General features: G+C 61.5%; 19 protein-coding genes. 5 read left to right on the top strand and 14 right to left on the bottom strand.

The window, feature by feature from the left end; all coding sequences use genetic code 11:
• Positions 1–20 precede the first annotated feature (20 nt).
• A complete protein-coding gene (locus ACSFE6_RS20760; RefSeq protein WP_435429335.1) occupies positions 21–272 on the top strand; it encodes a DUF2790 domain-containing protein in 252 nt (83 codons plus the stop codon).
• A gap of 52 nt (positions 273–324) precedes the next feature.
• On the opposite strand, the gene ACSFE6_RS20755 is transcribed toward ACSFE6_RS20760, so the two are convergent.
• The 5 genes from ACSFE6_RS20755 to ACSFE6_RS20735 form a co-directional block, all read right to left on the bottom strand.
• A complete protein-coding gene (locus ACSFE6_RS20755; protein ID WP_435429334.1) occupies positions 325–1,263 on the bottom strand; it encodes a LysR family transcriptional regulator in 939 nt (312 codons plus the stop codon).
• Between the two features lie 54 nt (positions 1,264–1,317).
• The gene (locus tag ACSFE6_RS20750) at positions 1,318–2,268 is read right to left on the bottom strand and encodes an aldo/keto reductase (RefSeq protein ID WP_435429333.1); all 951 of its coding nucleotides are present in this window, start codon (positions 2,266–2,268) and stop codon (positions 1,318–1,320) included.
• Between the two features lie 138 nt (positions 2,269–2,406).
• Positions 2,407–3,870 (bottom strand): efflux transporter outer membrane subunit, encoded by a 1,464-nt coding sequence (locus ACSFE6_RS20745; RefSeq protein WP_435429332.1) that lies wholly within the window; start codon positions 3,868–3,870, stop codon positions 2,407–2,409.
• Positions 3,871–3,886: 16 nt separating this feature from the next.
• The gene (locus tag ACSFE6_RS20740) at positions 3,887–5,389 is read right to left on the bottom strand and encodes a DHA2 family efflux MFS transporter permease subunit (RefSeq protein ID WP_435429331.1); all 1,503 of its coding nucleotides are present in this window, start codon (positions 5,387–5,389) and stop codon (positions 3,887–3,889) included.
• Positions 5,389–6,507, bottom strand: a complete 1,119-nt coding sequence (locus ACSFE6_RS20735) for an HlyD family secretion protein (RefSeq protein ID WP_435429330.1) — start codon at positions 6,505–6,507, stop codon at positions 5,389–5,391. Before ACSFE6_RS20735 ends, ACSFE6_RS20740 begins: the two co-directional genes overlap by 1 nt.
• Before the next feature lie 214 nt (positions 6,508–6,721).
• On the opposite strand from ACSFE6_RS20735, the gene ACSFE6_RS20730 reads away from it, so the two are divergent.
• A complete protein-coding gene (locus ACSFE6_RS20730; protein WP_435429329.1) occupies positions 6,722–7,348 on the top strand; it encodes a TetR/AcrR family transcriptional regulator in 627 nt (208 codons plus the stop codon).
• A gap of 7 nt (positions 7,349–7,355) precedes the next feature.
• Positions 7,356–7,862: a G/U mismatch-specific DNA glycosylase gene (mug, locus tag ACSFE6_RS20725; RefSeq protein WP_435429328.1), complete on the top strand. Its 507-nt coding sequence runs from the start codon at positions 7,356–7,358 to the stop codon at positions 7,860–7,862.
• 3 nt (positions 7,863–7,865) lie between these two features.
• On the opposite strand, the gene ACSFE6_RS20720 is transcribed toward mug, so the two are convergent.
• The 8 genes from ACSFE6_RS20720 to ACSFE6_RS20685 all read right to left on the bottom strand — a co-directional run bounded on the left by ACSFE6_RS20720 (position 7,866) and on the right by ACSFE6_RS20685 (position 13,259).
• Positions 7,866–8,387 carry a cytochrome C gene (locus ACSFE6_RS20720; RefSeq protein ID WP_435429327.1) on the bottom strand — a complete coding sequence of 174 codons (522 nt, stop codon included), beginning with the start codon at positions 8,385–8,387 and terminating at the stop codon, positions 7,866–7,868.
• A gap of 178 nt (positions 8,388–8,565) precedes the next feature.
• Entirely contained in the window at positions 8,566–9,087 is a 522-nt protein-coding gene (locus tag ACSFE6_RS20715) for a methylamine dehydrogenase light chain (RefSeq protein ID WP_008062110.1), read from the bottom strand.
• A gap of 18 nt (positions 9,088–9,105) precedes the next feature.
• Complete coding sequence (gene mauD, locus ACSFE6_RS20710; protein WP_435429326.1) at positions 9,106–9,741, bottom strand: methylamine dehydrogenase accessory protein MauD; 636 nt, start codon at positions 9,739–9,741, stop codon at positions 9,106–9,108.
• Positions 9,742–9,746: 5 nt separating this feature from the next.
• Positions 9,747–10,286 carry a MauE/DoxX family redox-associated membrane protein gene (locus tag ACSFE6_RS20705; RefSeq protein ID WP_435429325.1) on the bottom strand — a complete coding sequence of 180 codons (540 nt, stop codon included), beginning with the start codon at positions 10,284–10,286 and terminating at the stop codon, positions 9,747–9,749.
• Positions 10,287–10,299: 13 nt separating this feature from the next.
• Positions 10,300–11,454, bottom strand: a complete 1,155-nt coding sequence (locus ACSFE6_RS20700) for an amine dehydrogenase large subunit (RefSeq protein WP_435429324.1) — start codon at positions 11,452–11,454, stop codon at positions 10,300–10,302.
• 291 nt (positions 11,455–11,745) lie between these two features.
• Positions 11,746–12,315: a chorismate mutase gene (locus ACSFE6_RS20695; protein WP_435429323.1), complete on the bottom strand. Its 570-nt coding sequence runs from the start codon at positions 12,313–12,315 to the stop codon at positions 11,746–11,748.
• Positions 12,316–12,445: 130 nt separating this feature from the next.
• Positions 12,446–12,736 (bottom strand): DUF7693 family protein, encoded by a 291-nt coding sequence (locus ACSFE6_RS20690; protein WP_435429322.1) that lies wholly within the window; start codon positions 12,734–12,736, stop codon positions 12,446–12,448.
• Between the two features lie 118 nt (positions 12,737–12,854).
• Positions 12,855–13,259, bottom strand: coding sequence for a hypothetical protein (locus ACSFE6_RS20685; RefSeq protein WP_435429321.1), 405 nt, complete (start codon positions 13,257–13,259; stop codon positions 12,855–12,857).
• On the opposite strand from ACSFE6_RS20685, the gene ACSFE6_RS20680 reads away from it, so the two are divergent.
• Complete coding sequence (locus ACSFE6_RS20680; RefSeq protein WP_435429320.1) at positions 13,248–13,451, top strand: hypothetical protein; 204 nt, start codon at positions 13,248–13,250, stop codon at positions 13,449–13,451. The two genes, ACSFE6_RS20685 and ACSFE6_RS20680, sit on opposite strands and share 12 nt — an antisense overlap.
• A gap of 29 nt (positions 13,452–13,480) precedes the next feature.
• Positions 13,481–14,104 (top strand): glutathione S-transferase family protein, encoded by a 624-nt coding sequence (locus ACSFE6_RS20675; protein WP_435429319.1) that lies wholly within the window; start codon positions 13,481–13,483, stop codon positions 14,102–14,104.
• Between the two features lie 63 nt (positions 14,105–14,167).
• On the opposite strand, the gene ACSFE6_RS20670 is transcribed toward ACSFE6_RS20675, so the two are convergent.
• Positions 14,168–14,608 carry a CBS domain-containing protein gene (locus ACSFE6_RS20670; RefSeq protein WP_435429318.1) on the bottom strand — a complete coding sequence of 147 codons (441 nt, stop codon included), beginning with the start codon at positions 14,606–14,608 and terminating at the stop codon, positions 14,168–14,170.
• Positions 14,609–14,815 lie beyond the last annotated feature (207 nt).

Here is a 14,815-nt window from a genome sequence, read left to right as displayed (position 1 = left end):
CCAACGAGACGGTGAACAGCATGAACATCTCCAAAATCGCAATCCTCCTTGCCTTCAGTTGCCTCGGCGCCCAAGCCTTTGCCGAAGAAAACAAATCCCCTGTCGAGACTTACACCTACGGCTCGCACCTGGACATCAAGAAGGTCATTGCCGTATCCGATGTCCCCAACGAATGTGGCCCGGTACCGGCGCAAATGACTTACGAAGACTCAAAAGGCCAACGCCACGTGGTGCAGTACCAGATCATGGGTAACGGCTGTTCGAACGGTTGATTACCGTGCGGAAGATGGAGGGTCGACACTCCATCCAGGCGGTGCGTTTCACTCAGATGTTTTTTGACGAGCAGACAATTTTTTCATCGGCAGCCAACAACCCGGGTATGTAGTCCTTCAGGAACTCCACCCAGGTTTTTATTTTTGCATCGACGAACTTTCGTGAGGGGTAGATGGCGAACAGGCCCAACTCTTCGAATTGATAGTGCGGCAGTACCCGCACCAGCGTGCCGGACTTCAGGCCGGCAACGGCGGATGCCACAGGCTGGATGCCGATGCCCATGCCGTGGGTGAGCGCGACCGTCATGGCGTCGGCGGTGTTGATCTGGAACGGTGACGCCGGGGTGTTGATGGTCTCCGTGCCTTGCGGCCCTTCGAATGCCCAATGCTCGGTGGGCATGGGGGTGTTCACGATTCTCAGGCAATCATGTTCGCGCAGCGATTCCGGCGTGTCGGGCGTTCCGCGTTTCTTCAGGTACGCCGGCGAGGCGCAGAGGATGCTGTAGGTGATGCCCAGGCGCTGAGCGACGAACCCCGAGTCGGGCAGGTCCCGGGCCAGCACGATGGACATGTCATAGCCTTCCTCCAGCAGATCGGGCAGCCGGTTGGTCAAGGTCAGGTCAAACAGGACCGAGGGATGGGTTTCGCGGTATTTGGCGATGGCATCGATCACATAGTGATTGCCGATGGCCGACATTGCGTGAATCTTCAAGCGGCCAACGGGGGTGATCTGCGCCGTACCGGCTTCCTGTTCAGCTTCACGCACCTCTTCCAGAATTTTCTCGCAACGCTGCAAATACCGCGTACCGGCTTCGGTCAACGCCAGGCGCCGGGTCGTGCGGTTGATCAGACGCGTTTGCAGCCGGGTCTCCAGGCTCGACACGGCTTTGGAGACGTTGGTCGTGGTGGTATCGAGCAACTGGGCCGCTGCCGTGAAGCTGCGGCTCTGGGCGACGGCCATGAAAAAACGCATGGTCTGGAAAACATCCATCGGTGTTACCTCAAGGGGAGCGGCTGTTGTGAAGCGACGCTCCAGTGTCAGGTCTCAAATTTTCCGGGGAATGAACCCGGGGACACCGGTTTCGACCACCGAGTTAAAGCGAATCCGGGTGGTGATGTCGTGACGGATTTCATGCATGGCTCGGTGGGGCAGGGTGGAAATGTCGCGGTTTTCCTGAATGTGGCTCGGGGTGGCCGAGGTGGTCAGGAACGCCACGCCGCGTTGCACCGCCCACGCCAGGGCCACTTGCGCCGGTGATTTTTGCACGCGTCGGGCGATGCCGGTGATCACCGGTTCTTCCAGCACGTTCGGTTCCATGCCATGGCCGAGCGGGGCAAAGGCCAAGACGATGATGCCGTGCTGTTGGCAAAACTCCAGCAGTTCCCATTCCGGCAGGTAGGGGTGGGACTCGACCTGCACCACGGCGGGTTTGATCCGCGCCACGGCAACGATTTCTTTCAGCGCCTCCAGGGTGATATCGGACAAGCCGATGGACTTGCAGCGACCTTCATCCACCAGCGACTCCAGTGCCCGCCAGGTGTCGATCAGGGTGACGCCGGAGTCGTACTGGACATGGCCGAAAACGTCCCGGGGATCCTGATCGTCACCAGCCTTGAAGGCAAAAGGCGTGTGGATCAGATAGCAGTCGATGTAATCCACTTGAAGCCGTCGGCAACTGGCTTCAAAGGCCGGCAGCACGCGCTCGGGACGGTGGTTGGTGTTCCACAGTTTGGTGGTGATGAACAGCTCTTCGCGCCGCGCCTTACCTGCGTCCATAAAGGCTTGCAGGGCAACGCCCACGCTTACTTCATTGCGATAACGCTCGGCACAATCGAAATGCCGAAACCCGGCTTCCAGTGCGTGGGTGATCGCCTGGGTGGTGACGCTGAGGTCTTTGAACAGTGTGCCGAAGCCTGCGGCGGGCATCTTTCCCGCGCCGTTGTTCAGCGCAAAGGCGGTATCGCGAAGGTCATCGTGAAAGGCTTCATAGGACATGTCTTGACTCCACTTTCAAATAGGTTCCGAAAATTTCGCTGTCTGTAGGAGCGAGCTTGCTCGCGATGGTCGTTAACGATTACGCGTGTTAGCTGGCTAAACGCGGTGCTCTCACGCTCATCGCGAGCAGGCTCGCTCCTACAATGTGGTGGGCAAATCGCGGTTGGCGACGCGCTGCTCGAACACCCCGGCGGAGTTACCGCCCAGCGCCACGAACAACTGAACCGTGTCGAGGTGCTGTGCCGTCTGCACCCGGATATGGCCGAGCAAGGCCTGCTCATAGGCACGCTCGGCCTCCAGCACTTGAAGGATGCTGTTCTCTCCTTGGGCATAGGCTTGCTGGTTCAAACGCAAGCTGGTGTCGGCGGCGCGCAACGCATCTTCCTGGGCCCGGAATTCCTCGGCGTCATGGTTGATGGCTTGCAAGGTGTCGGCGACCTGGCCGAACGAGCTGATGACGGTCTGCTGGTAGTCGGCGAGTGTCGCGTTGTAGCCCTCGATGGCGGCCTGGCGTTCAGCCTGGAGCGTGCCGCCATTGAAAATCGGACCGGCGATGCCCGCCGCGAAGCCCCACAATGCCGCGCCACCATTACCGGAAGCGGCCTGGGCCAGGGAGGCGGACAGCGTCACCTTCGGATAGAGATTGGCGGTGGCCACGCCCACGGCGGCGCTGGCGATGTGCAGCTCGGCCTCGGCTTGTTGCACGTCCGGACGAGCGTGGGCCAACTCCGATGGCAAGGTCACGGGCACATTGGCCAAGGTGAAGTCAGCCAGCTCGAACGACGGCGGGGTCCAGTCGGCGGGGCCTTTGCCGGTCAGGATCGACAGCGCATGCTGCGCCGCATCACGCTGCTGGGCCAGGGGCGGCAACAGCGTGCGGTCCTGGGCAAGCCGTGTTTCGGCCAGTGACACATCGATCTGCGTGGTGGTGCCGTTGAGATGCGCCGCGCGCACCAGTTCGAGGTTTCGGCTGTCGTTGGCCAGCAGCTTTTCCACGGCCTGGATTTGCGCATTGGCTGACGCCACCAGCAAGGCCTGACTGGCCACATCGCTGGTCAGCTTCAAGTAAGCGGCGTCGTAACGGCGTTTTTGCAGATCGGTAAAGGCTTGCTGTGCTTCGACCTGACGCTTGTTGCCGCCGAACACATCCAGGTCGAAACCAACCCGTGGCCCGATCGCATAGAAGTTGGAGACCGAAGGCTCTTTGGCGGTGTGCACCCGTTGTCGACCGGCCGTGGCGCCGAAGTCGACCTGCGGATACAGCGCGCCTTCGGCCGCGGCGACGAAAGAGGACGCCTGGCGGATGGTGGCGTCGGCGGCAACCAGCTCAAGGTTGCCGTCGATGGCCCGGTGCATGACCTGATCGAGCTTGGGCGAGCGCAAGGCCGACCACCATTGACCGGTGATGTGCTTGCCGAATTCGATGCGTTGCTCGCCGGCCTGGCCAAGGCGTTGCTCGGCCTGTGGATCGTAGTGCTGCGAGGTGCTGTCGGTCGGGGTCTTGAAGTCGGGCCCGACGGTGCAGGCGGCCAGGAAAACAAACACCGACAGTGCACCGAGTTTGCCCGGGAATGGCGTTTGGAACAGATGACTGGATTTCATTGGGCACACTCCACAATCACGAATGGGTCGCAGCGGGTTTGCGAAGAAAAACAACCAGCGGGCTCACGACGAGCATCGCCACCATCAAAATCTTGAACTGGTCGACCACCGCGATGAACGCGGCCTGGTGGGTGACCAAGTGGTTCAACCCTTCCAGTGCCGGCAGTGGCAGCGACGCCGTGCCGAAATGCGCGGCGGCGCGAAAGGGCGTGACGTTACTCACCAGCGCCGAGTGCATTGCCTGGGTGTTGTTGAAGAAGTAGATCTGCACCACGGCCACGCCCAGGGTGCTGGCGTAGGCACGCAACAGGTTGTAAAGACCGGTGGCTTCCGGGCGCAGCGCAGGGTCGAGGGTGCTGAACGCCACCTTGGCCAGCGCTGCCATCGACAGGCCGATGCCGATTCCCTGGATGGCACCGGCAATCGCCACCGGCGGCCAGTCCATCAACGGCGTATAACCGAGCATCTGCCAGTTGGCATAGATCACCAGGCCTACGCCTGCCGCAACGAGCAGTCGGCGGTCAAAACGCTCGGGCATGCGCCCGGCCAGCAGGAACGCACCGACCATGCCCGCACCGCGTGGCAGGGTCAGGGCGCCCGTGGTGTCGGGCGGGTAGCCGAGAATTTCATCGAGCATCGGCGAGGTCAGGGCCATGGTCGACAGCAGCACGAAACCGATGGCGAAAAAAATGATCGTCGACAGCACGTAGTTGCGATCGCGCAGCAGGCGCTTGTTGAAGAAGTGCACCTTTCGGGTCAACACGTGGACGAGGAACAAGTACGACCCCAGCCCACAGGTCAGCGCCTCAATCCAGATTTCCGGCGAGTCGAACCAGTCCATGCGTTCGCCACGGTCCAACAGCATTTGCAGGCTGATCATCGCCAGCGTGAAGCTGCCAAAGCCGAAGAAATCGAACGCAGGCGCTTTGTCGGCTTTCTTCTCGGCCAGCAACAGCGCCATCACCAGGAAGATGTAGGCCGACAGCGGCAGGCTGATGTAGAAGATCGGGCGCCAGTCGAAATGCTCGGCGATCCAGCCACCCATGCTCGGACCGGTGGCGATGCCCAGCAGTACAACGGCCGTCAGTGTCGCGCCAAACTTCATACGTTTTTCGGCTGGCAGCGTTTCCAGGGCAATCGCCATGGAAAGCGGCCCCAATACACCCGCAGCCAACCCCTGAAGGACGCGAGCGCCGATGAATTCCAGCGGTGTGCTGGACGCTGTACCAAGCAGCAGGCCCAGCATGAAGAACGCCAGGGCGGCTTGATACACCCGCTTCAGGCCAAAGCGCGCGGCGAGCCATTGGGCAATCGGCAGGGTGATGGCGCTGGCGGCCAGGTACGCGGTGAAGATCCAGCCGGCCTGGTCGTCGGTCATCGACAGGCTGCCCTGGATCAATCGGAGCACCGCGTTCGGCAGCGGCAGGTTCGCCGACTGCATGTAAGTCGCCAGCAGGGCGGCGAACCTCAGCGAATTCGCCGCGCCCGCGCTTGGGGTTCCCGTCGAGGTGGCGTTCATCACCAGTTACCTGCGGTCAACAGCGACTTGAGCGGGTGCCACCTTGGCGTGCGGTAACCAGTGTCGACCTTGACCGTGGCGCTGGTGCCGGAAAACAACGGCAGGGCAGGGTCGGCGTCATCCAGTTCGAGGCGCACCGGCACCCGCTGCACAACCTTGACCCAGTTGCCGGTGGCGTTTTCCGGCGGCAGCATGGCGAAGTCCGAACCGGCACCGGGGCTCATGCTGGTGACGTGGCCCTTGAACACGCGATCCGGGTAGGTGTCGATGCGGATGGTCGCTTCCTGGCCGGGCCGCATGTGCGTGACCTGGGTTTCACGGAAGTTGGCCTCGACCCAAATCTCGTGATCGGAAATCAGCGCAAAGGCGGGCGCGCCATTGTTGAGGTAGTTACCGACCTGCAGATCGTCGACCTTGGCCACGATGCCGTCGGCAGGTGCATGAACCGTGGCATAGGACAGGTTCAACTGCGCGGCGTCGAGTTGCGCCCGGGCCTCGCGCACGGTCGGGTGCGTATCGGCATCGATGTTCGGGTTGCCATTCAAGGCGACGACGGTGCTGGCGATCTGTTGTTCGATGGATGCGATGCGTTGCCGCGAGATTTTCAAATCAGTGTCAGCGCGCTCATAGATGGATCGGGATACGAACTCGGTCGCGACCAGGGCTTTTTTGCGGGCGAATTCCTTTTGGTCGAAATCCGCCGACTCTTTGGCCGATTGCAATTCTGCCTGCTGCTGTCGATAGCTGGCCTTGAGTCCGTCGATGCGCAGCCGCGCTACGTTCAGCTGCGCTTCGGCGCGATCGATGGCGATTTGCAGTGGCTTGGGGTCGATGCGAAACAGCACATCACCCTTGCGTACTGGCTGATTGTCTTCGACCGCGATCTCTACTACCTGTCCGGAAATCCGCGCATTGATCGAGGCCTTGGCCACCCGGGCGTAGGCGTTGTCGGTCGTTACGAAGGGTTCGCCCGCTACGTACTTGGCATAGCCGATGACGACGAACAGCGCAGGTACGCCTGCCATCAGCCATGGGCGCAGTTTTTCCTTGAAGGGTTTCCTGATCCGCTCGGGGTGTTCGAAAGTCTGCGCAGCCGGGATGTCGAATTGTTGGGTCATGATCGAATACACCTCAAACCGAATAATTGCCGTGAGAAAGCAAACCCGTGTGCGGTAGGGAGGGTGGCTCCGCCGCACCTGTTTCGTCGCCGCAATACCCGGTTCGAGTTGCGCTTCAACAAACGTGAAAGACAGGAACTTCTGGTTCCTTAATTTTGTGCGATGATGTAAGAATATCCCCCGAATCCTCCTTCTCACAAGGATTTTGTACGACATGGCACAAAATAAAGCGACAGAAGGCAAAGGTCGCGGCCGGCCCCGCGCCTACGACCCGCAAACCGCGCTGCGCCAAGCGCTGGACGTGTTCTGGAGTACCGGCTATTCCGGCGCCTCCCTGGACAGCATCGCCACGGCGGCCGGCATGAACCGCCCCAGCCTCTATGCGGCGTTCGGTGATAAACATGCGCTGTACATCAAGGCGCTTGAGCAGTACTGGGACATCGCCCATGCCGACATGCAGGCCGCGCTGACGGACGCCGAACTGCCGCTGCGCGAGGCACTGATGCGTTTCTACGAAGGACAGTTGTCGATTTATTTCTCGGGCGAGGGCCAGCCGCGCGGTTGCTTTGCCATCGGCACGGCGACCACCGAGTCGGTTGAGGACCCTGAAATACGCGCAGTGTTGTCAGACCGGCTCAGCCGGCTCGATGCCGATCTGGAAGTGCGTTTGCGCAAGGCCGTCGAATCCGGCGAATTGAGCGACGATGTCGATGTGACGGCGCTGGCGGTGCTCGGCTCGTCGTTGCTGCACAGCATTTCGATCCGTGCGCGGGCGGGCAAATCCCTCGATGAATTGACCGAGCTGGCGCGCAACGCCGTCAACGTCATCTGCGGTGGGTGAGGTCGATGTGAGCGGCGGACTCGAAGACATTCTGGCCGAACGCCTTGCGGTGATTTTTTGCGGGATCAACCCGGGCGTATTGGCCGCCAGCCAGGGGCATCATTTTGCGGGGCGGGGCAACCGCTTCTGGCGCACTTTGCACCTGGCCGGCTTCACCCCGTATGAAGTCAGCCCGGAAAGCGACCGGACGATTTTGCACTACCAATGTGGCTTGACTGCCGTGGTCGAACGTCCGACGGCGCGGGCTGATCAGTTGTCGCGGCAGGAGTTCATCACGGCAGCGGCGGATTTCGAACGCAAGATCGCCCGTTACGCACCACGTTGCGTGGCGTTTCTTGGCAAGGCGGCGTATTCGGCGCTGACGGGGCAGCGAGAGGTGGCGTGGGGGCTTCAGGCGAAGACCTTCGGCAATGCCGCCGTGTGGATCTTGCCCAACCCGAGCGGACGAAATCGCGCCTTCAGCCTGGAGCAGCTAGTGGACGCCTATCGCTCACTCAGGCTGGCGGCGATCTAAAATTCAGTAGTTCATGCCATCGTCGATGGCGATGCCTTGCGCCCGCATGGCCTTGATCAACTCGGCACGGGTGCCGGGCAGATTAAGCATGGTCTTGGCGCGCAGTGCCGCAACTTCTTCGGCGCTGTAAGGCTGGTAATCGGCCGGTCGGCTCTTGCCCGCCATACCGTCTTCGCGCATCAGCCAGTTGAGCAGGTCTGCCAGTTGCGCATTGTTCAGTGCCGACTGCGACATGCCCGGCACGCGTACCAGGAATTCGCGCCCGCCCGGGACTTTCAGGAAATTGCCGACAAAGTCTTTCATCCGCGGCGTGTCGTTGGCCGCCGAACCCGTGCCGTCGCCCAAATGGCAGCCGGCGCATTGCAACTGGTAGTTCACGCCGACGCTGTAATTGGCCTCGGCGATCGGCTTTTGCAGTTCTTCGTTGCCGGGGGCGTGGTGCTGGTTGGGGTTGGGGATGGCTCGGGCATATGCCTGCGGGGCGATGAGCAGGCAGGCCAGGCCGAGGACGAGCAAAGAACGCATGATGATCCTCTCTTATTGTTGTGCCCTGAAACCTGTAGGAGCGAGCTCTGCTCGCGATGGACGACAGGACACCGCGGGGTGTCAGGCTGCCAGCGTTATCGTTCACGTCCATCGCGAGCAGAGCTCGCTCCTGCAAAAGAAAAAACGCCGATTGCGTGGGGCAACCGGCGGTATCGCGTTAAACCGCCACGCCGCGAATGATCGAAACGGTGCAGTGGTAGATGTGCGATTTGGCGGCCAGGCACCAGTTCACATCGTTGTTGTTGAACGGACGGTAGGCCGGTTCTTCACTGTCGTTACGGGTGCAGGCGCACTGGGCGCAGCTTTGCTTACCGCAGCAGTCGTTGTACGAAATGATGTAGTCCTTGCCGTCGGCCGGGTTGCGGCAGGTGCCGATCCAGGTGACTTGCGAGGCCTCGGTGCCCGGTGGGCAGGAGGTCACCGAACCACCGCAGCAGCTGCACAGAAAGCCGTCGATGGAGCAGTAGCGCCAGTAGTCGCAGCTGTTCGGATCGCCAGGGTCACCGGCTTTCGGGTCAGTGGCGGCCAGCGCCTTGCTGGTACGGTCCAGCGGCAGCAGCACAGGCAGGGCGGCACCGGCAACGATCAGCGAGCCCATGCGTGCCAGCAGTTTGCGGCGCGAAGTGGTGTCGGCAACACGGCGCGAGGAGCGCTCGAACAACAGATCCAGCAGTTTCATGAAGGTCTCCCTGCCTTATCAGTGGCTATGGCCGTGGCTGTGGTCGTGATGGTGAGGGTTATGCTCTTGAGGCTGAGCATTGAGGTACTGCTGCAACGTGGCGTGCTTGAGGTGTTCCACTTCAAACAGGCTGTCCAGGTGCTCGCGGGAGTTCACCAGGCCTTTGGCGCGCAGGGTGCCGGACTTGTCGATCAGTGCGGCGTACGGCAGCTTGCCGATCTGGTAGGTCATGCCCACTTCCGGGCCGACCACGTAGGTGGCGTCTTCCAGTTTGTGTTCGCGGATCAGCGCTTGCTGGGCGTCCATGTCGCCATCGCTGACAAACACCACGTCGAGGGTATTGGCTTGTTCCTTGGCGATGGATTTGATCGCCGGCAGCAGCGATTTGCAGATCGGACAGGTCGGCGAGAGGAAGAACAGCAGTTGCGATTTCTCGCCGGCATAACCGAAGTTCACCGGGCGGCCATGACGGTCGGCAGCGGTCACTTGCGGTGCGGCTTCGTTGACGGCCACGCCTTTGTCCATCATCAGCGCGCCAGCCGGGGCCAGACGACCGTGCAGCACGCCAATCTGACGCACCAGGCCCATGACGACGAACGCCACGGCCACCAGCAATACCCAGAGCAGAACGTTGGAAACTATCAAGCCTTCCATTTTGATTACCTACCAATCAATTTGAGCAGAAGAGGGGAGTTCGCCGCCAGGCCATCGGCCGCGGCGTAGATGAGCAGCGCGACGGCGGCGGAAGCCAGGGTCACGAAGGCATCGAACGCTGACATGTCGCGGGCAGCCGGTGCCACGCTGGCCAGCAGCGCCAGCGCCACCAGCACGCCGTTGCGCAGCAGCAGGATCGGGCGCAGCGGTTGCGCCTGGTCAGGGCCGGCACAGCCGCAATCGATGTCGCGACGACCGCGCCACAGGTTGATGCCGATGGCCGAGGCATACAGCGCCAACAGACCAGCGGCACTCAACGCCGCCCAATGTCGGCTGACCGGCACCAGCAAGGCGAAGGCAATGGCCAGTTCCAGCAGCGGAATCAGCCGGGCGACCGGGCGCACCAGCGCTTGGGGTAACAGCTGATAATCGGCAAGCTGTTTGCGAAAGCGCGCTGGCGCCCGCACCTTGTGGGTCGCGGCACTGGCCAGCAGCACCGCGATGGCGATGGCGCTGGCAATGATGAAGATCGGATCTGGTTGCATGGCCGAGTCTCGTTTAGTAGCTCATGACCTGAGTCGCGGTTTTCGCGACCTTGGCCATGCTGCCGGTGTGCTTGTTGGTCTTGAGGTCGAAGATCTGCAAGCCGCCTTCAACGTCGGTGCCCAACAGCAAGGGTTTGTCATCGCCGGTGGCCTGCATGCTCCAGATCGGGGCGCTCGGGGTTTCCAGGGTGGCGATTTTCTTGCCGGTCTTCAGGTCGAAGGCCCAGATCAAGTTGCTCGGGTCTTCCCACTTCATCGGTTCGTGGGCGTCATGCATCAGCACGTACAAGCGGTTCAGCTTCGGCGCGACCGCCATCAGCTGCCAGCCGCCCGGTGCCCAGCCAGCCTTCTTCTCTTCGTCGTTGACCAGCGACCAGCTCGGCAGGATCTTCGGCGCATCGCCGCTGAAATCCACGGCGCGCACGGTGCCGGTGGTGGTGGTGAAGTAGTAGGTGTCGCCGACGTTGACCGCGCGTTCCACCAGCTTCTCGGCGTTCGGATCAAAGAATGGCGTGCGGTTGCGCGCGGTTTCCTTGCCCTCGTCGTTGATCGTCACGACCTGCAGGGTGCCGTCGCCGCACAGCGAGGCGAATTTACGCTTGCCGATCGGGTAGTTGAGTACGCAACCGGGAATCGCGATTTCCGAGCTGACAGCTTTGCTCTGGGTATCAACCACGGTCACCGAAGTGGACGGGGTGAAGTTGTAGACGTAGACGAAACGGTCATCGCCGCTGGTCTTAAGGCCGTAGCGCTGGGTCAGCGACTCGGCGCGCTTGTTCGGAATCAGCACTTCCCAGGCCGGCGACAGGGTCGAGGTGTCCCAGGCGGTCAGCACGTCGGTGCGGGTGCCGCGGGTGCCACGGGAGTACCAGATGTCGGCGCTGTAGAGCAGCTTGCCGTCATGGCTCAGGGCCGAAGGCGCGGCAAAACCGGTCGGCACCATGCCCAGCACGCGCTTCTGGTCCGGATCGACCACGGTGACACGGCCGGCAACGAAGCTTTCGAACTCGACATCGACGACGAACGCGCGGTGCGGTTCGGCCGGGAACGCCAAGGTGGTCTGGCCGATACCGGTATCGGCGGGCAGGTCCGCGTGGGCACTGTTCAAACCGAGTACAAGCAGGCTCAGGCCTAGCGCTGACTGTACGGAGATCCTGTTTGTTCGCATAAGGGGAACTTCCTGAATTGTTGGTAACGCGGATCGCGGGTGAGTGGGCAGATTCTGACCAGTGAATAGTGCCTCGCCCGGCAGTCGGGAGAATTGTTGTGCCTGCCAAGTGTTTGTGTGTCTGTGCCAGTGTCATGAAATGCGTGCCAAGCCCTGATATCACGGGCGTGACGCGGCATTTTTGCGGGTGACGGAGGGAGGGTGCTGTAAACCGTGGGGCGGGTAGGGGTATACGGGACGGGGGCTATTGGCTATACGCAGGAGCGGGAAAACCCCGCTCCCTTGGCGTCATCACTGATCCGTGACGCACAATTCCCCGGTGGCTCGGATCAGGGCCTGGCCATGCAGGGCATCCTTGATCAGTGCGGAACGCTGTTCGGCCAGCCAGTTCGGGCACTGCGGGTCGACGCGGTAGGGCATGAAGTCCGCGTATTGTTGCAACAGGCGGACTTGCAGCTCATCCAGCTTGGGGCGCAGTTTATTGAGGTCTGGTCGGGACACATCAGGCGCCTTGTGCGCCGCTTGCCATTGGGCGATCAGTCCGTACTGCATCAATTTGTTGGCTTCGATCTGCGCGGCGATCAATTCGGCGGCATCATCGGGATTCAGTTTGCGTTCGGCAGCCTGCTTCCTGGCGTTGGCGATGACCAGGGCTTCCCGGGCGGTATCCTGGATCGGTTTGCCACTGTCCCACTTGGTCAGAGCCACCTGTTCGGCAATGTTCAGGCGCTCGTTGATGGTCGCCAGCAATGGCTGCAAGGTCTCGGGGGCCGGGGAGGGCGTAGCGGCGTGGACGGCGCTGGCGAGCAGAGTGGACAGGGCGCAGGCCAGCAGTGGCGGCAGGTGTGGACGGTGGAACATAAGCAAACCTCTTGGGCACGGGATGCACGTCAGGCTCTGTGTAACACAGCCGAGTCAGATGAACGATAGTTCAAGGGCCTCTTTCGCACTGTACTGACGTGTATCAAGGTTGCTACATCGGGCCGGCGGCTCATTCGGCGGCGAGCAATCGTTCGATCTGCGCCAGTTCCCAGGTGCTGAGCAAACTCACCGGGTCGGTGCCGTAGCGCTGCCCGCCGTCGAACGCTCGGCCATCCGGGCTCAGGCAATGCACGCAGTGGCGAAGGTGAATGTCGTCAACATCAAGCGTTAAACGCCAGCCGTCGATCTCGATCCGCACCGGGCCGGAGTCGGGCTGTTCTGCGAGGCGCTTGAGCGGGCGAACGCCCAGGGCGGCGTCGCGCAATGTCTGGTAAACCTCGCGTGCGGTCAGGGGTTGCACAGGTGTCTCCGGTGAGTGGGCGGGGAGCACAGGATAGTCGATGGACGGATTGATTTTGAACACGAAAAAGCCCGGCTGATCAGGCCGGGCTTTTCTTTGACGCGGTGTAGCAATGTTGTCAGGCGACGCGGTTACCTTGCAGGTGGTCAGAGCCATCGGCGGCGACACGGTTGCCTTGCAGGTGGTCAGAGCCATCGGCGGCGACACGGTTGCCTTGCAGGTGGTCGGAGCCATCGGCGGCGACGCGGTTGCCTTGCAGGTGGTCAGAGCCATCGGCGGCGACGCGGTTGCCTTGCAGGTGATCCGAACCATCGGCGGCGACAGTGCGTTTTTCCAGCAGGCGGTCGGCGCCACCTTCAGCGACACGATTCTGGATCAAACGATCCGAACCCCCTTCAGCGACACGACTTTCGATCAGACGATCCGAGCCGCCTTCGGCGACTACAGGTTGAGCAGAGGTAGCGGCAAAAGCGTTAACTGCGAAAACCGAGAAAGCGATGCTGAGAAGGGTTTGGCGTTTCATGATCGTGTGCTCCAGGGTGTTGTCGGTTGGTATGGAGCAGATGTTACGCCGCAGGATTTTTTAGAGAACTTGATTGAGGTGATTGCGAACATCGACGGCATTGATAGACCGAACCACCTGCCTCTCGCAGGCTTGATGATGCAGTCGTCGGATCGCCTCGGCGCGGTCGGTGGCGGCTTCTACACTGGTTAGCTGGCGCGAGCCATCACAAGGGGGTGTGCATGTATCAGCTCTACGGTTATCAAAACTCCGGCGCTGCGGCGATCGAGGCTGCCCTTGTGCTCTGCGGGGTTGCGTTTCGCTTTATCGATGTCGAGGCGTCGAAGGAGGCTGCCCAGGCGTTGGGCACGCTCAATCCACTCAAGCAGATCCCGACCCTGCAATTGCCCGACGGCAGCATCCTGACCGAGAGCGCGGCGATCCTGATTCACCTCGGGATGACCTTTCCCCAGTCGAAACTGCTGCCGGACAACCCCGCCGACCGCGACCAGGCCATACGCGGCATGGTCTACATCGTCAGTAACTGCTACGCCGCCATCGGCATCATCGATTACCCGGAGCGCTGGCTGGCGCAAGCGGACGAAGCGTCGCGACAAAACCTGATGGCTGGCAGTCGCACGCGATTACACCGGTGTTGGGAGGTGTTTGCCGATCAGTTTTCCGGCGAGCTGTATCTGGATGACGAGAAGCCCGGAGCACTGGATGTGCTGGCGGCGGTGATATCGCGGTGGGCAGGAAGCCGGGAGCATCTGCGCAGTACCCGACCGGGTTTCTCCGCCTGGTTGGAACGCATCGACCGTCACCCGGCGCTGGCGCCGGTGTTCGCCCGGCATTGGCCCGCCTGAACCCCACAGATCCCCTGTAGGAGCGAGCAAGCTCGCTCCTACAGGGTGGGTAGTACGTCGGGGTTATTCCCCGCGAATGTACTGCTCCAACTGTTCGATCAGGGTTTTCTGTTCGGCCAGCGCCTCCTTGACCAGGTCTCCGATCGACAGCAAACCGATCAACTTGCCGTTTTCCACCACCGGCAGGTGGCGCAGGCGTTTGTCGGACATGATGCCAAGGCAGGTATCGACGGTCTGGTGCGTGTCCACGGTGATCACCGGCGACACCATGATGTCGCGCACCGGCGTCCCCACTGAAGAACGCCCGTGCAGCACCAGTTTGCGCGCATAGTCGCGCTCGCTGATGATGCCCAGCACCTGGTCGTTTTCCACCACCAGCAAGGCACCGACGTTCTTTTCGGCCATCTTCATCAGCGCTTCGAGCACCATATGATCCGGTTTGATCTGGTGCACTTCCTGGTTCTTCTGATCTTTCAACTTGAGCAGTTGCGCGACGGTTTTCATGGCGGTTTCCCGGGGTGTTGTCGTTGTCCTTGAAGAATCGTAGACCCAGGCGTGCAGGGCAAGGGCGAAAGCGTCGGATAACACACAAAAAACGTCATTCGGCGGTTTTTTTCGATAAGCCCCGATCATGAATACACCACAAACCCTGTGGGAGCTGGGGGGGGGGGGGGGGGGGGGGGGGGGGGGGGGGGGGGGTGTTGGTGTGGG

Origin of the sequence: Pseudomonas baetica (assembly GCF_051216495.1) — a bacterium.
GTDB classification, from domain to species: domain Bacteria; phylum Pseudomonadota; class Gammaproteobacteria; order Pseudomonadales; family Pseudomonadaceae; genus Aquipseudomonas; species Aquipseudomonas baetica_B.
This window is presented reverse-complemented; position numbering and strand designations above follow the sequence as displayed.

Bases quoted from the DNA above. Each gene is read 5' to 3' on its own strand.
- ACSFE6_RS20760 (WP_435429335.1), top strand. From the start codon at position 21: ATGAACATCTCCAAAATCGCAATCCTCCTTGCCTTCAGTTGCCTCGGC.
- ACSFE6_RS20755 (WP_435429334.1), bottom strand. From the start codon at position 1,263: ATGGATGTTTTCCAGACCATGCGTTTTTTCATGGCCGTCGCCCAGAGC.
- ACSFE6_RS20750 (WP_435429333.1), bottom strand. From the start codon at position 2,268: ATGTCCTATGAAGCCTTTCACGATGACCTTCGCGATACCGCCTTTGCG.
- ACSFE6_RS20745 (WP_435429332.1), bottom strand. From the start codon at position 3,870: ATGAAATCCAGTCATCTGTTCCAAACGCCATTCCCGGGCAAACTCGGT.
- ACSFE6_RS20740 (WP_435429331.1), bottom strand. From the start codon at position 5,389: ATGAACGCCACCTCGACGGGAACCCCAAGCGCGGGCGCGGCGAATTCG.
- ACSFE6_RS20735 (WP_435429330.1), bottom strand. From the start codon at position 6,507: ATGACCCAACAATTCGACATCCCGGCTGCGCAGACTTTCGAACACCCC.
- ACSFE6_RS20730 (WP_435429329.1), top strand. From the start codon at position 6,722: ATGGCACAAAATAAAGCGACAGAAGGCAAAGGTCGCGGCCGGCCCCGC.
- ACSFE6_RS20720 (WP_435429327.1), bottom strand. From the start codon at position 8,387: ATGCGTTCTTTGCTCGTCCTCGGCCTGGCCTGCCTGCTCATCGCCCCG.
- ACSFE6_RS20715 (WP_008062110.1), bottom strand. From the start codon at position 9,087: ATGAAACTGCTGGATCTGTTGTTCGAGCGCTCCTCGCGCCGTGTTGCC.
- mauD (WP_435429326.1), bottom strand. From the start codon at position 9,741: ATGGAAGGCTTGATAGTTTCCAACGTTCTGCTCTGGGTATTGCTGGTG.
- ACSFE6_RS20705 (WP_435429325.1), bottom strand. From the start codon at position 10,286: ATGCAACCAGATCCGATCTTCATCATTGCCAGCGCCATCGCCATCGCG.
- ACSFE6_RS20700 (WP_435429324.1), bottom strand. From the start codon at position 11,454: ATGCGAACAAACAGGATCTCCGTACAGTCAGCGCTAGGCCTGAGCCTG.
- ACSFE6_RS20695 (WP_435429323.1), bottom strand. From the start codon at position 12,315: ATGTTCCACCGTCCACACCTGCCGCCACTGCTGGCCTGCGCCCTGTCC.
- ACSFE6_RS20685 (WP_435429321.1), bottom strand. From the start codon at position 13,259: ATGAAACGCCAAACCCTTCTCAGCATCGCTTTCTCGGTTTTCGCAGTT.
- ACSFE6_RS20675 (WP_435429319.1), top strand. From the start codon at position 13,481: ATGTATCAGCTCTACGGTTATCAAAACTCCGGCGCTGCGGCGATCGAG.
- ACSFE6_RS20670 (WP_435429318.1), bottom strand. From the start codon at position 14,608: ATGAAAACCGTCGCGCAACTGCTCAAGTTGAAAGATCAGAAGAACCAG.